We start from the raw sequence: 14,915 nt of genomic DNA, 5'->3' as shown, positions 1-14,915 counted from the left end.
GACGCTATGCCGGCATCATCACCGGTTGAAGCACGACGGGACCTGGACCGTCGAGGTCACCGAAACGGGCGCGGTGACCTGGACCAGTCCGGAACTGCGGGTCTACCAGACCGAACCCGAACCCCACCCAGAACCGGAGGCCACCCCGCAACCGCAGCCCACCCCGCAACCGCCACCCGTCCCGGAACCACCGCCCTTCTGAGTCGCTGCCGTCGCGGACGGCGGACGGCGGATGAACCGGTGGGACGCGGCCCAGATCCCTGCGGTCTCCAGCCGTGATCGATAAGCGGTCTATTCGTTTAACCTGGATAACCGTATTGTGGGCGGTGGGCGGTGGGCCGCGTGGACCGTGGACCGTGGACCGCGTGACGGAGGGAAGGTCGGATGGACGAGCTGATCAGCGACGAGGAACTGGTGACCCGGTTCCCGGGGCATACCCTGACCCGCGACAATGCGGCGCACTACCGGGGTCGGCTCGCGCACCGACTGGTGATCAACCGTTGTGGCGACTGCGGCACTTGGCGACACCCACCCAAGCCCGTGTGTCCCGCGTGCTGGTCGTGGAACATCGTGCCCACCGAGGTCTCGGGGCAGGGGAGCATCTTCATGACCGTCTTCCTGCATCAGGGGCCGCCGGCCGAAGGTGTGGACTACGCCACGCCACACCCGGTCGTGACCGTCGCGCTCGACGAGCAGGAGGGGCTGCGGTTCACCAGCACGGTCGTCGGGGCCGCGGGTGACGCGATCCGCATCGCGGAGCGGGTTGAACTCGACTGGATTGAACGCTCCGGCACGCCGCTCCCGGTGTTCCGCCTGGCCAGCACCACCGCAGGCAGTAGCGCCGCCGGCACCAGCACCAGCGCGGCGGTAACGGAGGCCGGACGATGATCAGCAGTCGTAACCCGATGAAGGACAAGGTGGCCATCGCCGCGGCGGCCACCACCGGCTTCCAGCCCCGCAACACCGAGCGGAGCCGTGCGTCCTATGCGGCACAGGCATGCATCCAGGTGCTGCGCGACTGCGGGCTGACCGCGGCCGACGTCGACGGCATCTCCGGCTCGACGCCGCCGGCTCCCGAGCTGCAGACGATTCTCGGCATTCCCGAGATCAGCTGGTTCGCCGAACCGATGATCCCGTTCGTGAACCAGCTCGCCGCCGCCGTGAGTGCAGTGCACAGCGGCCTGTGCGAGGTCGCACTCGTCTATCACGCCGCCTACCGGGAGGCGTGGAGCACCGCGTCCGCGCTGAAGGATCCGTTCCGCCGACCCCTGAGCCCCGGTGTCTCGCCCGGGCCGGAGACGGTCTTCGGTGGCGTCGGATACACGGCCTGGGCGTCGCGGTACATGTACGAGTACGGCGTCCCGAAGGAACATTTCGGCTACGTCGCCATCAACGGCCGCACGAACGCCGCTGCCAACCCGGCGGCGGCCATGCATAAACCCCTGACAATGGACGACTACCTGTCCGCTCGCATGATCCGCTGGCCGCTGTGCATGCTCGACATGGACGTTCCGGTGGACGGCGCGGACGCGTTCGTGGTCACGACCGCCGAGCGGGCCCGCGACCTACCGCACCCGCCGGTTCTCGTCCAGGCCGCGGCGTTGGGCATGGTGGACAGGCACGAGGAGGATCAGACACCCAGCCTCCGCCAGCACGGGCAGCAGGTCGTCGTGGAAACCCTCAAGGCGAAGAGCGACTTCTGGATCGACGACGCCGACGTCTACTTTCCCTATGACGGTTTCACCATCATCACGCTGAACTGGTTGGAGAACGTCGGCTACTGCGGCCCCGGCGAGGCGGGCCACTTCATCAAGGAACACTGGGACGACAAGACCAACCGTATTCTGATCAACGGTCGGGTCCCGGTGAACCCCCACGGCGGGGCGTTGTCCGAGGGCGGTACGCAGGGTTCGGGTCACGTCCGGGAGGCGGTGCACCAGCTCCAGGGCCTGGCCGGGGAGCGTCAGGTCCCCGACGCCCGCCGGGCCATCGTGACCGCCGGCGGCTTCTTCTTCAACGCGCAGGGCGTGACGCTCCGCCGCGACTGATGCCCTCACGCCACCAGGTGCGCTCATCATGAGCCACTAATCGCGGCTCCCCGACGCTACCGGTAACGGACGCTACCGTCAGCGGACGTTGTCGGTAGCGGACCGGGCAGGATGGGCCGGCGGAGACGTCAGGGCACGGTCATCAGCCCGTCACGATGGCTGAAGGCCGAGGTCTACGAATCCGCGCCAGCTCTGCGGGGGCCCGTCCGGCGATGATCCTTTGGCGGGCCTGACGCCGAGGCGGCAGTCGAAGGCGAGCGTGAACCCCGCGCCAAGGAGCGCGTCGCGCAGTGCGGTGGCGAACCGCCACGCTTCGGCGGGGTCGGCGGAGGCCTGCCGGGTGACGGCCTCGACCCGGATTACGTCTGACCGGTGGGCGATGGTCCATCCATACTCGACCGGGTCGTCGTCTTCGGCAAAGAGATCCGCGTACCCGATGGCGTCGCGCTCAAGGACCTTGACGATGTTGTCGGTAGACCTCATGCTGATCAGACTTCCAGAACGTTGCGGATCTTTGTTGCCGGGTCCGCATTGATGTTGATCGTGCCTGAGCTGCACTAGCTTGTCCCAAGCCCGCGGCCGGGGTCAGAGCGCGGCCTCGATCAGGCTCATGCCGCCTGGCGCGCCCGGGCGGGGATGGTGCGCTCCAGTCGAACGACGGCGTGCGCTGCGGTCGTGGGGGTCATCAGTGCTCCTCGACTGAAATGGGGTCGGCTGAAATGGGGTCGGCTGGAATGGCGTCGGCCGAGCTTGCGTCGGCGTCTGCGGCGGGGTCGGCTGAGCTGGCGTCGGTGCGGAAGAGGACCTCGAGAGCATCGAGTCGCTCGTTCCAGTGACGGTCGTAGAAGCGGAACCATGCGAGGGCGGATGCCAGCGAGGCGGGTTGCAGCCGGCACACATGGCGGCGACCGTCCACGGTGCGGCGGATCAGGCCCGCCCGCTCGAGAACCTTCACGTGCTTCGAAGCAGCCGCGAGCGACATGGTCAGCGGCTCGGCAAGCTCACCCACCGTCAGCTCGCCCAGGGCGAGTCGCTGGAGCATCGTGCGTCGTGCGTCGTGCGCAAGCGCGTGGAACACGGCGTCCATGCCGATCATGTCGATCGATTCCTCAACCGCATGGTTGAAGGTAGCAAGGCCTGGCCCATCAGTCAACCAAATGGTTGATCTTTTGGCCCAGGAACGCTGTCGCGGTCCTCTGCCCGCCCTTCTGGCAGGCGCCCTTCTGGCAGGCGCTCTTCCGGCTGTCGCTCTTCCGGCTGTCGCTGTGACGGGCAGTGCAGGGTCAGGGCCCCAGTGCGGCGGCCGGGATAACCGCGATGCCGTCCTGTCGCCGATAGGCATGGGTACCGGTGGTGATGACGGCTGCGTCGAGCAGGTCGTCGCCCAGCCGGTCCCGCAGCCATCTCAGGTGGACGGTGTCGCGGTCGCTGACAGCAGGGGCGAGTTTGATCTCGAACGCGACGACGCGATGGTCGGCTCGCTCGACGATCAGATCGACTTCGTGGTCCCCGTTCCGGGTCCGCACGTGATGCACGACAGCTTCGGCGGCTTGTGCATACACGCGCATGCTGAGTGTTACGAGCGACTCGAACAGAGCGCCGAGCAGCGGACCGTGACGGGGGACGGCTGGTCCGGAGACGGAGTCGTCCAGTAGTGCGTGCACGTCCGCGCCGAGCAGGCGTGCGGCGAGAGCCGGGTCTGCCAGGTGATGCTTGGGCGCCATACCCAGCCTGGCGAAGTCGTTCCGATTGGGAGACCAGCCGCTCAGCGGGTCGAGTAGCCACAGCTGTGACAGCACATCCCGATAGCCGATGGTGGTTGTCTTGGCGGGCTTGTCGTCGTCGCCCGCGGTCGCCGCATCGAGGATGACGCTGTACGAGGTTGTCGTGGAGGTCGCGCTGGCGTGGGCGGTAAGCCACGCTTTCAGAGTGGCGGGTCGACGGACCATGTGGCCTTGTTCGGGGAAGTCCCGTTCGACGATCCGGGTGAGGTAGCCGTCGAGTTGCGCTCTGCGGGCTCTGGCCGGTAGATCGCGGATTCCCGGGAAGCCGGACCGTATGATCTCCTCGGCGTAGTCAGACATGGTCAGGTCCGAGGAGCCGTCGACGACCGGGTGTCGTCCGGTGAGGAGATCGGACAGTCCGACGGCGGGAGTCGCCAGCCCACGTTCCGCGAGGCTCATCGGACGCATGCGCAGCGTCACGATCCGGCCGGCGCCGGAATGGGTGGGCGCGATGGTCGGCGTGGCGCTACCCGTTAGCAGGAAGCGGCCGGGTGCGGGGTCACGGTCGACGCTGCGGCGTACGAGGTCCCACACCGCCGGTTCACGTTGCCATTCATCGACGAGCACCGGCGTGGGTGAGCGGTCGAGGCGCTGCGGATCGGCCCGCAGGAGTTCGCGCTGGGCCGAGTCGTCCAGGGTGAAGACCGTACGGGCTCGTCGCGTTGCTGTCGCAGTCTTGCCGACACCCTTCGGCCCTTCCAGGCTGATCGCAGCCAGGCCAGGCAGCAATTCGTCGAGTTCGCTGTCCACGACACGGGTCCGGTACTCGCGCACAGTGCCGTACGCTACCATTCGCAGGCATTATACACTACCAATCGCCGCTCTTCTACGCTACCGTTAGCCGACGTTATCGTCGATCTGTTCGAGTACGGATCGGTCGTATGCAGGCTACTCAGAGCGCCCGAAAATGATCATTTTCGGATGGTTCGTCCGGGTCGGGCCCCCTCGCGCCAGAAGTCCACGACGAGCTCGTCATCGGCAACGCCGATCATCGTCAGCTCGGTGACGTCGATCCTGAACAGGGCGAACGGCTCGGGCACCGGTGCGTCCGTGGACGTCGCCCAGGCCGCTCGGTAGGCGTTCAGACTGTCGGTGTCACTCACGACGACCGCACGGCCGTTGATTTTCGCATCACCGTTGGCGACGTTCTTGTCCGTGGTCGCGTTGTGCAGGGCACAGCGTGGGTCCCGCAGCAGGTCGGTTCCCTTGCGGGAGTCCGGCATCATGCCGAGCCACAGCCCGCCGAGCGCGAACAGCGGCTCGATCCCGCTCACCCGGGGAGAGCCGTCGCGCCGCAGGGTGGCGAGGATCGCGAGCCCGTACGCCTCGAACCGACCCCTGACCGCCGCAGCGAGTTCCGGCGCGGCCGTTTCGACGTCATCCCAGTTGGCCATGCCGACCATGCTGCCAGTCAGCACCGACAATCCTGCCGCTGCGCCGGACGGCACGCGCTGGGGCCAGGGTTGTGATCTGATGGCCTGCCTCTCAGCGAGGTGCCGTTAGGTGCTTGTTCGGTAGGTTTAGAGCGGCCGGCTTCAGATGCGTGGATAGAGTCCGCTGGTGATCCATGGGTACTACTCGGACAATGATGGACGGTAGGCGGGTAGTGCGTTCGGCGTGACGTCCCGGAAGCGGTCGATCATCTCGATGACGCGTTTTTCGTGCGGCCAATGCGTAACAGACCGGTCAATCAGTTCACGTGTGGAGCGTCAGTCGGTCCGTTCGTCTTCCTGATCCAGGGCGAAATACTCGCTGCCCTAGCGGCATTGTCCGCAGGGATGGTAGAGCCTGGCGTGCATGAAGTTGACCCCGGCGACCGTGAAATAATCGCGTCGGCCTGGCTGCGTTGCTTCAACGACGACTGAGGAGTCCGTCCGCTGTGACCGTCACCAACGAGGATGTGACCGTGATGGTCCGCCAATATCTCGACGTTTATCCCGATGAGGCTCACGTGCTGCGCCCGCTGCTCGACGCGGCAACGGTCTGCGTACCGGTAGCTTCCCGCACGACGATGCCGGGACATGTCACCTGCGGCGCGGTCGTGGTCGCTCGCGACGGGTTGGTGTTGCGGATCCGGCATGCCGCGCTCGGGCGGTGGCTGCTACCTGGTGGTCACGTCGAACCGTCCGACTCCTCGCTCGTGGACGCTGCGCTGCGGGAACTCGCCGAGGAAACCGGTATCGACCCGACATCCGCGGGTCTGCTGCCGTCCCGGCCAGTGGACATCGACGCCCACCTGATCCCGGCGAACCCTGCTCGGGGCGAACCCGAGCACACGCACTACGACCTGCGGTTCCTGTTCGGCATCACCGCGGAGGTTGCGGTGACGATCCAGGCTGAGGAGGTGACCGGGTATCGGTGGGCCCCAGCCGCTGACCTCGGTAGCCGTCTCGGTGGTCGTGTGGTCGCCCGCCTTGTCACACGCACTCGCTCCGTTCCGTCCCCATAGTGGATCCCGGGGGGCCGGGGGAGGGGTGGCTGTCCGATTCACAGTGCGGTCTTCCGCTGGACGCCGGATCGGCGCATGCATGTGACGCGGTGGTCGTTGCCTCCGGCAATTACGCGTCAATAGGGTCCAACCTGCCGGCTGGGGAGATCGATGTGCGGACCGGCACGAGCCCGACCGACGAGGGGATCCATGGCCCGCCGACCGACGCTGAATCCTGGGCTGCACCGCCGAGACCTGCTCCGGATGGCAGCCGCCGCCGGCTCGGTCGCGGCCCTTGAGCTGACCGTCACGTCATCCGCCACCGCGGTCACACCGATAGTGGCGGACCTCTGCGTGTACGGCGCGAGCATGGCCGGTGTCACCGCCGCCGTGCAGATGCGGCGCATGGGCGGTTCGGTGGTGATCCTCGAACCGACCGCGCACGTCGGCGGCATGACCACCGGCGGGCTCGCCCGGACCGACATCGGTACGGGCGGCACCGTCGGCGGGCTCGCGCGCGAGTTCTACCGCAGGGTGTATGTCGCCTACAACGGCGGTTCGCTCGGGGTGTTGACGCCGATGCTGACCACCTTCGAGCCACGGGTGGCCGCCACGGTCGTGAGCGACATGCTCACCGGGGCGCAGGTGCCGGTCTACACCAGGCGGACGCTGGCCTCCGTCGGCCGCAGCGGCGCCCGGCTCACCTCCGTGACGGCGGACGACGGGACCGTCGTGCGGGCGCAGATGTTCATCGACGCCTCCTACGAGGGGGACCTGCTGGCGCTCGCGGGGGTTCACCACCGGATCGGCCGCGAGTCGAACGCGACCTACGGCGAGTCCAACAACGGCGTGCAGGTGTTCTCCAAGAACCAGTTCAGCGTCGCGGTCGACCCGTACCGGCGGGCGGGCGACCCGACCAGCGGGTTGCTTCCCGAGATCTCCGCGGCCGCGCTGGGGGCCATCGGCAGCGGCGACACCCACGTCCAGGCCTACTGTTACCGGCTCTGCCTGACCAAGGCGTCGAACCGGATCGCGTTTCCACGGCCCGCCGGTTACGACCCGAACCGCTACGCCCTCGTACCGCGGCTGATCGCGGCGGGGTACGCCGACCCGTTCACCGACAAGGCCGCCGCGTTCCTGAACAACACGCCACTGCCGAACGCCAAGTTCGACGGGAACAACGCAGGCCCCTTCTCGCTCGACCATGTCGGCGCCGCGGACACCTATCCGGGCGCGACCTGGACGCAGCGCGCGCCGATCGTGGCTGATCACACCGCCTACCAGCAGGGCCTGCTCTACTTCCTGGCGAACGACACCGGGGTGCGCGCCGACGTCCGGTCCGCGGTCGCGGCCTACGGGCTGGCACCCGACGAGTTCACCGCCACCGGTAACTGGCCGCCGCAACTCTACGTGCGTGAAGCCCGTCGGATGGTCAGCTCGGGCTATGTCCTGACCGAGGCGGACTGCCGTGGCCAGACCACCGTCGCCGATGGCATCGGCCTGGCCAGCTACGCCCGGGATTCTCACAACAGCCAGCGGCTCGTCGTCAGCGGGCTGGTGAAGAACGAGGGCGACTTCCAGATCCCCGTTCCCGCACCGTACCGGCTGCCGTACCGGGCGATGATCCCCGATGCCGCGCAGTGCACGAACCTCATCGTCCCCGTCTGTCTGTCAGCGTCGCATGTCGCCTACAGCTCGGTGCGGATGGAGCCGGTGTTCATGATCCTCGGGCAGGCGGCCGGTACCGCGGCCAAGCTGGCGCTCGACGGCGCTGTGACCGTGCAGGCCCTCGACCCGGTGGCCCTTCGCACCCGGCTGTTCGAGGACATGGCCGCGCTGGACTATCCCGACGTCGCCGTCGACGACACCGCCCCGACAACAGTGATCACTGGTGGCTGGACGGCCAGTACGGCGATCGCCGGCTACTACGGCACCGGCTACCTGCATGACGGCAACGCCGGCAAAGGTGGCAAGAGCGTGCGCTTCGTGCCCTCCCTACCGACGGCCGGCACCTATCGGGTCTACCTGCGGTGGACGTCGGCAACCACGCGGGCGTCGAACGTGCCGGTGACCGTTGCCTACCAGGGCGGCTCGGCCACGGTCATCGTGGACCAGCGCGCCGGTGGCAGTCGCTGGGCGCCGATCGGGGCCTGGCCGTTCGATGTCGGAACGGCGGGAACCGTGACCGTGGCCACCACCGGAACCGACAACTACGTGGTCGCCGACGCGGCTCGCTTCGTTCGAACCGGCTGAGCCGATTCTCGATCGGGCAAGGTCCCCGATCGAGCAAGGTCCTCGATCGGGCAAGGTCCCCGATTGAGCAGTCCGGGCCCGCAGCAGCCTGCCCCGCCTCGCCATCACAGGTATACGAAATGAACGCCCGTTCATTTCGTATACCTGTGATGCCTCCCGGTGGTTGTCAGAATTCGGGGTTTGTTCACCTTCGGATCGCCACCTGGGCGGCGATGTCTGTTTTTATATCGAAGCGATGGAGAAGAACCGACGTCGCCGGCGCCGGTCAGGGGGAGACTCCACCGTGACGCCCGGCGCGTATCTGGCCACCGACCTGGAGACAGGCCAGGTGGCATCGGGCGGGGATGCGGGTTCCCCTGTCGAGGTCCGGCGCGACACGCGCCCACGGCCGGGAGTTGCCGACCGCGTATTTCGCGGCGTCAGCCGGACGGCCGCCATAACCGTGATGACGACGATGGGCTTCATCGGCGTCTTTCTGCTCTACAAGGCACTGCCGGCCCTGCGGAAGGTCGGCCTGTCCTTCTTCACCGAGACCCAGTGGCTGCCGAGCTCGAACACGTTCGGTGTCGGCGCGGTCCTGCTGGGAACGATCCTCATTGCCAGTGTCGCGCTCGTCGTCGCCGTTCCGCTGTCGATCTGTACCGCGCTGTTCGTCTCGGAGTACGCACCGCGTAGGTTGCGCCGTCCGATGGTTTCCCTGCTCGACCTCATGGCCGCCATCCCCAGCATCGTCTACGGGCTGTGGGGCTTCTTCTTCCTCCAGCCCCGGGCCATCACGGTGAGCCGTTGGTTGGCCGACCATCTCGGCTGGTTTCCGTTCTTCCACACCCACCGCGGGGTCACCGGTCTCGGTCAGTACGCCTCGTCCACCTTCATCGCCGGGCTCGTCGTCGCACTCATGGTCACGCCGATCATTACATCGATCATGCGCGAGGTCTTCTCGCAGACTCCGGCCGGCGAACGGGAGGGGGCACTGGCACTCGGTGGCACCCGTTGGGGCATGATCCGCGCAGTCGTCCTGCCATTCGGCCGAGCCGGCATGGTCGGCGCGGTCATGCTCGGTCTCGGGCGGGCGCTGGGCGAGACCATCGCCGTCTATCTGATCATCGCACCGCTCTTCGCCTCACCCGGACGAATGATCCACATTCTGGAGCAGGGTGGGATGTCGATCTCCTCACTCATCGCGCTGCGCTACAACGAGTCCGGGTCGTTCGGGCTGGCCGCGCTCTTCGGTGCCGGCTTGGTGCTCTTCGCCCTGACACTGCTGGTCAACGCGCTCGCCTCGACCATCATCAGCCGGTCCCGTTCCGGCGAGGCAACGGAGATCTGATGGCGATCACCACGACTTCGCCGCTCGGGCATCCGGTGCCCGGCACAGTGCGGAACCCGGCCGGACCCGCACTGCCTGAGTCCCCGCCGGAGGTCCGGATCCGCCCGGCCCAGGTCACGGCGGACGATGTCCTCGCCGTGGGTGGGTCAGCGCTGTGCGCACTCTGCCTGACCTGGGTTCTCTTCGAGCGGCTCCTGCCGCTGTCGGGGACCGTCGGTTTCTGGCTGTGCTGCTACGTGCTCTTCCTGGCGGTCTACTCGACCGTCGTGCTGTCGCGGGAGGGCCGCGGCGTCGCACTGGCCGACCGGGTCATGTCGGTGATCTGCCACGCCGCCGGGCTGACGGTCGTCACGATACTTTCCTTGATCATTGGCTATACGGCGTTCCGTGGTTACACCGCGCTGCACCTCAACTTCTTCACCCAGACGATGTCGGTGACGGCCCCGTCAGACCCGCTGACCTCCGGCGGCGCGCTCCACGCCATCGTGGGCACGCTGCTGCAGGTCGGCGTCGCGGTACTGATCTCGGTTCCGCTCGGGATCACCACCGCCCTGTTCCTCAACGAGGTACGCGGTCCCCTCGCCCGCCCGGTTCGCACGATCGTCGACACGATGAGCGCGATCCCGTCGGTGGTCGCGGGTCTGTTCGTCTTCGCGACCGTGGTGTTGTCGCTCGGCACGAACCGGTGTGGGTTCGCCGCCTCGCTCGCCATCACAGTGATGATGATGCCGATCATCACCCGGACGGCGGAGGTCGTCTTGCGGATCGTTCCCGGTGGTCTGCGGGAGGCGTCCCTCGCCCTCGGCGGAAGCCAGTGGAAGACCGTGTGGCACGTGGTCCTGCCCACCGCCCGTTCGGGCCTGCTGACCGCGGTCATCCTCGGGGTTGCCCGCGGCGTCGGCGAGACCGCGCCGGTGCTGCTCACGGCGGGCTTCACCAACGACCTCAACGCCGACCCGGCCCACGGCGCGATGCTCTCGCTGCCGCTCTACGTCCTGAACTACGTCAAGTTTCCACAGCCCGAGTCGGTCGCACGCGCCTATGGTGCGGCCCTGACGCTGCTCATCCTCGTCCTCGTGCTGTTCGTCCTCGCCCGCGTCGTCGGTGGTCGCAACCCCGGAGCGCTCTCACGCCGGCAGAAGCGCCGCTCCGCGGAGGTGTCGTAGAAGATGCTCGCCGTCCTGCCCAGAAATACCCGGCCAGGCTCGCGAACCGCGGGCGGGAAGGGCCGTCGCCTGGTCGCCCGCTTCGTCGCGATCGCGTTGAGCGCGGTCGCGGTCGGCGGCGTCGGGATGGCGGCGAGCCCGCCGGCCAGCGCCGACGCCCCCTATGCCGCTGTTGCCGGATCAGGCTCCACCTGGAGCGAGATCATGATCAGCCAGTGGGTCCGCGACGTCCGCAAGAACGGGCTGCCGGTCAACTACACCGGTAACGGCTCGTCGTCGGGACGGTCGGACTACTGGAACGGGCTCAACGACTTCGCCGTCTCCGAGATCCCGTTCCAGCCTCGGATCCCGGGCAGCAACGACACCGACGAGCTGCCGCTCGCGGCCAGGCGGCCCTACGCCTATCTGCCGATCGTCGCCGGTGGGACGTCGTTCATGTATCACCTGACCGTCGCGGGCAAGCAGGTCACCAACCTTCGGCTCTCAGGTGAGACCCTCACCAAGATCTTCACCGGAGTCATCACCAACTGGTCCGATCCGGCCATCACCGCGGACAACGGCCGACAGCTGCCGGACAAGGCCATCACCCCCGTCCTGCGCTCCGACGGTTCGGGCACCTCCGCCCAGTTCACGCTCTACATGTCGAAGCAGTACCCCGGGCTGTGGACGGATTTCTGCAGAAAGTACGCGAGTTTTTCCGGTAACTGCGGCCTGCAGTCCTTCTACCCGACGTTTCCCGGGGCAAAGGGCCAGGCGCTGTCGAGCGGAGTCGCCAACTACGTCGCCGCACCGTACGGCGAGGGCGCCATCACCTACGTCGAATATTCCTACGCCCAGCGTTCGGGTTTCCCGGTCGCCAGCATCCTGAACGCCGGTGGATATTACGTCCAGCCGACCGCGGGCAATGTCGCGGTTGCTCTCACGCAGGCGAAAATCAACACCGACCTCACCCAGAACCTCGAGGGCGTCTACTCCTACAACGACCCCCGCGTCTACCCGGTCTCAAGCTACAGCTACATGATTGTTCCGACTGCGGAGGTCGGGCGCTTCACCGCCGACAAGGGACGGACGCTGTCGACGTTCATGAGTTACTTCCTGTGCGCCGGCCAGCAGAAGGCGGAGAACCTCGGCTTCTCACCACTGCCGGTCAACCTCGTGCAGGCCGGCTTCGACCAGATGAACCGGATACCGGGGCACATCGCTCCACCGACCCTGGCCAGCTGCAACAATCCCGCGTTGCAGGTTCTCAACACCGCGCCACGGCCTCCCGACTGCGCGAAGGCCGGCGCGCCGGCGTGCACCACGGCGACGTCCAGCACGTCGGGCGGTTCCGGCTCTACCAGCGGGACTGGTTCCGGCAGTGGTTCGGGCTCGACCAGTGGTAGCGGTTCGGGCTCGGGTAGCGGCAGTGGGAGCGGGACCGGCAGCGGTTCGGGCGACACGTCCGGGGGCGACGGCTCTGGCGGCGCCGGGTCGGGTACCGGGACGGGCGGCGACTCGTCGAACGGTACCGGTTCGGCGGGTGCGGGCACGACAATCGACCCGGAGACCGGACAGGTTGTCACGGCCACCGGTGGAGCAAGCTCGAGCGGCTCGAATGGTTCCGGTGGTGGTGACATCTCCGCGGCGCCGGTATCGGTGTCCAGCCTACGCCAGGGCGGTCACCAGGCAAATGTTCTTTTCGTGTTCGCCGGCCTCAGCGTACTGGCCGCCTTCTTCGTTCCTCCGCTGTTGAGCGCGCATCTGCGCCGGCGCTCGCCACCGGCATGAGCGGCGTCCGGGTGGCGGGAATTCCGCCGCTGCCCCGACAAAATGCCGAGTATACCTGTGAACGCACATTCACAGGCGTTTACGAAATGGTTACCTGGTGGCTGCCCGGTAAATCCCTCGGGTGGCTGGCCGTGTTCATCAATGATATGGAAATCTCATATCCGAGCCACCGACGGCTCGGGCGACGGTTGAACGTCGCCGCGTGAAAACCGTTCCCCACAAGGAGTGGAACATGCACATTCCGAAGAAGGCGGCCCTCACGGTCGCCATCACGGCCACGGCGCTGGCCGTGGGCGTCATGGGCGGACCGGCTCTGGCCGACCCGCCGGCGGGCGTCACCCCGGCGGCCGGCGACATCGTCGGTGTGGGATCAGACACCACGCAGAACATCATGAACGACTACTCGGTCTCGTACAACGCGACGAGCCCGGCGCACAAGCTCTACAGCTGGAACGCGACCGGCACGACCCCGATCACGGCGAAGGCGGGTTGTGCGAACTACGCCCGGCCGAACGGTTCGAGCGCCGGTGTCACGGCCCTGAACAACGACCCGGCGGCCTACAACGCGTCCGGCGTGTGCGTCGACTTCGCGCGTTCCTCGCGTTACCCGGACGCCACGAAGGCCTCGGACGTCGACAAGACCTTCATCGCGTACGCCAAGGACGTGGTGACCTGGGCGGCGAAGCCGGTCTCACCGAAGCTGACGCCGAAGACCGTCAGCACCTCTCAGCTGAACGCCATCTACAGCTGCACGCTCACCGACTGGCACACCATCAACTCGGCCCTGCCGAGCTCGCCCATCCAGCCGTACCTGCCGCAGTCGGGGTCAGGCACGCGGAACTCGTTCCTCAAGGCGCTGAGCAACAGCGGTAACGTGAACGGCCCGAACGCGGCGCTCGTGCCGGGTGCGTGCGTGCGTCAGCCCGCCACCCTCGAGGAGAACAGCGGTGTGAGCCTGCAGGCCAACCTCCAGGCCGGTGACACGATCGGCGACGCGCTGGTGCCGTATTCGGCTGGCAAGTGGGTCGCCCAGTCCCGCGGTGGCGACGTGGACAACCGTAACGGCTTCACCGTCCGCCAGATCGACAGCGTCCCCGCCACCATCCCCGACGTTGCCAACGGCGCGGCCGGCCCGTACTCGCTGAACCCGTCCGGCAAGTTCGCCCGCCTGCTGTTCAACGTCCTCAAGAACCAGCCCGGCAGCACCGGTCTGGACAAGATCTGGTCGAACTACACCCCGGTCTTCGGTAAGGCCGGCTACATCTGCACCCACCCGCTCAGCGCCAACGAGGGCTTCATCTCGCTGCCCACCTCGGGCACGGGCACGCTCTGTGGTGCCAAGTTCGGCATCTCCTAAGTAACGTTCGTGTCACGCAGAGCCCGGCGTTCGCGCCGGGCTCTGCGGTGCATGCAGCTACCGCTCCATGTGTTCCGAGCGATCGCTCCATACATTCCGTCCGAACTGGCGGAATGATTCCGACAGCACCGCACACCCGTCCGCGGTGTGTCCCTCCCCGGCTGGAGAAGACGTGTCACCGAGATTGGTAAGGGAGCGGGTAGGCGTTGCCGTCGCGCTGGCCGGCGCGGTCGTGGCGGTCACCGGTTCCCTGTTCCTGCCAGGAGCGGCGCCGGCGCGGGCCGCGGCCGTCCCGGTGGCGACGACCGTCCCGGCACCGGCGATCGGGGCGAACGCGTCGGTGACCGTCAGCCAGACGAGCGACCTCGGTTTCGAGGCGATCCACCTCAGCTGGAAGGGCTTCCCCTCCAGCGGGGCGGACCTGTCGACGAACGAGGTCCGGATCTACCAGTGCCGCCCCGACCCGAAGTCGGCCGCCGACTGTTACGGGTCCGAAACCCTGGCCTCAGGTTCCGATCCCACCGCACTCGGCGGGCTCAACGGCGCGGGTCCCGACGGTCCGGGTAACAGGCGTAAAGGGATCACAGCGCCGGACGGGACGGGCAGCGTCGACTTCGTGGTCGAGACGGGGCGCGAGCTGACGAGCCTGGGCTGTAACTCGACGCGGCCGTGTTCGCTGGTTCTGTGGAAGCTCACCCAGCCCTCCGCCGAGCTCCTGAACAGCTGGACGCCGCACGTCGCCATCCCGTTGACCTTCCGTCTCGGAGCCGGGGCATGCT

12 protein-coding genes and 2 pseudogenes are annotated in these 14,915 nt (G+C 67.4%); 10 read left to right on the top strand and 4 right to left on the bottom strand.

Features of this window, described 5'->3' with window-relative positions:
* From U9983_RS21585 to U9983_RS21575, 3 genes and pseudogenes are all read left to right on the top strand, one after another.
* Positions 1-202: pseudogene (locus U9983_RS21585) on the top strand (HNH endonuclease); the annotation flags it as partial.
* A 182-nt stretch (positions 203-384) separates the two neighbouring features.
* Complete coding sequence (locus U9983_RS21580; protein WP_322755769.1) at positions 385-888, top strand: Zn-ribbon domain-containing OB-fold protein; 504 nt, start codon at positions 385-387, stop codon at positions 886-888.
* Positions 885-2,048: a thiolase C-terminal domain-containing protein gene (locus tag U9983_RS21575; RefSeq protein WP_322755768.1), complete on the top strand. Its 1,164-nt coding sequence runs from the start codon at positions 885-887 to the stop codon at positions 2,046-2,048. The genes U9983_RS21580 and U9983_RS21575 overlap by 4 nt, the downstream gene beginning before the upstream one ends.
* Positions 2,049-2,198: 150 nt before the next feature.
* Here the strand turns inward: U9983_RS21575 and U9983_RS21570 are convergent, their stop codons facing one another.
* From U9983_RS21570 to U9983_RS21555, 4 genes are all read right to left on the bottom strand, one after another.
* Entirely contained in the window at positions 2,199-2,531 is a 333-nt protein-coding gene (locus U9983_RS21570) for a hypothetical protein (protein ID WP_322755767.1), read from the bottom strand.
* A 202-nt stretch (positions 2,532-2,733) separates the two neighbouring features.
* Positions 2,734-3,201, bottom strand: coding sequence for a metalloregulator ArsR/SmtB family transcription factor (locus tag U9983_RS21565; protein WP_322755766.1), 468 nt, complete (start codon positions 3,199-3,201; stop codon positions 2,734-2,736).
* A 130-nt stretch (positions 3,202-3,331) separates the two neighbouring features.
* Positions 3,332-4,624 (bottom strand): ATP-binding protein, encoded by a 1,293-nt coding sequence (locus tag U9983_RS21560; protein WP_322755765.1) that lies wholly within the window; start codon positions 4,622-4,624, stop codon positions 3,332-3,334.
* Between the two features lie 119 nt (positions 4,625-4,743).
* The gene (locus U9983_RS21555) at positions 4,744-5,250 is read right to left on the bottom strand and encodes a pyridoxamine 5'-phosphate oxidase family protein (protein WP_322755764.1); all 507 of its coding nucleotides are present in this window, start codon (positions 5,248-5,250) and stop codon (positions 4,744-4,746) included.
* Positions 5,251-5,711: 461 nt separating this feature from the next.
* Between U9983_RS21555 and U9983_RS21550 the strand changes: the two genes are divergently transcribed.
* The 7 genes and pseudogenes from U9983_RS21550 to U9983_RS21520 form a co-directional block, all read left to right on the top strand.
* Complete coding sequence (locus tag U9983_RS21550) at positions 5,712-6,281, top strand: NUDIX hydrolase (RefSeq protein WP_322755763.1); 570 nt, start codon at positions 5,712-5,714, stop codon at positions 6,279-6,281.
* 189 nt (positions 6,282-6,470) lie between these two features.
* Entirely contained in the window at positions 6,471-8,513 is a 2,043-nt protein-coding gene (locus U9983_RS21545; RefSeq protein WP_322755762.1) for an FAD-dependent oxidoreductase, read from the top strand.
* Positions 8,514-8,796: 283 nt separating this feature from the next.
* Complete coding sequence (pstC, locus tag U9983_RS21540; RefSeq protein WP_322748217.1) at positions 8,797-9,843, top strand: phosphate ABC transporter permease subunit PstC; 1,047 nt, start codon at positions 8,797-8,799, stop codon at positions 9,841-9,843.
* Positions 9,843-11,009 (top strand): phosphate ABC transporter permease PstA, encoded by a 1,167-nt coding sequence (pstA, locus tag U9983_RS21535; RefSeq protein WP_322755761.1) that lies wholly within the window; start codon positions 9,843-9,845, stop codon positions 11,007-11,009. The genes pstC and pstA overlap by 1 nt, the downstream gene beginning before the upstream one ends.
* A gap of 3 nt (positions 11,010-11,012) precedes the next feature.
* On the top strand, positions 11,013-12,779 hold the full coding sequence (locus tag U9983_RS21530) for a phosphate ABC transporter substrate-binding protein PstS (protein WP_322755760.1): 1,767 nt from the start codon (positions 11,013-11,015) through the stop codon (positions 12,777-12,779).
* A 232-nt stretch (positions 12,780-13,011) separates the two neighbouring features.
* Positions 13,012-14,136: a PstS family phosphate ABC transporter substrate-binding protein gene (locus tag U9983_RS21525; protein WP_322755759.1), complete on the top strand. Its 1,125-nt coding sequence runs from the start codon at positions 13,012-13,014 to the stop codon at positions 14,134-14,136.
* Between the two features lie 172 nt (positions 14,137-14,308).
* Positions 14,309-14,915: pseudogene (locus U9983_RS21520) on the top strand (hypothetical protein); the annotation flags it as partial.

It is taken from the genome of Protofrankia sp. Cas3, assembly GCF_963555955.1.
Lineage (GTDB): Bacteria > Actinomycetota > Actinomycetes > Frankiales > Frankiaceae > Protofrankia.
The sequence above is the reverse complement of the archived record's forward strand: the minus strand, read 5'-3'. Positions and strand labels throughout refer to the sequence as shown.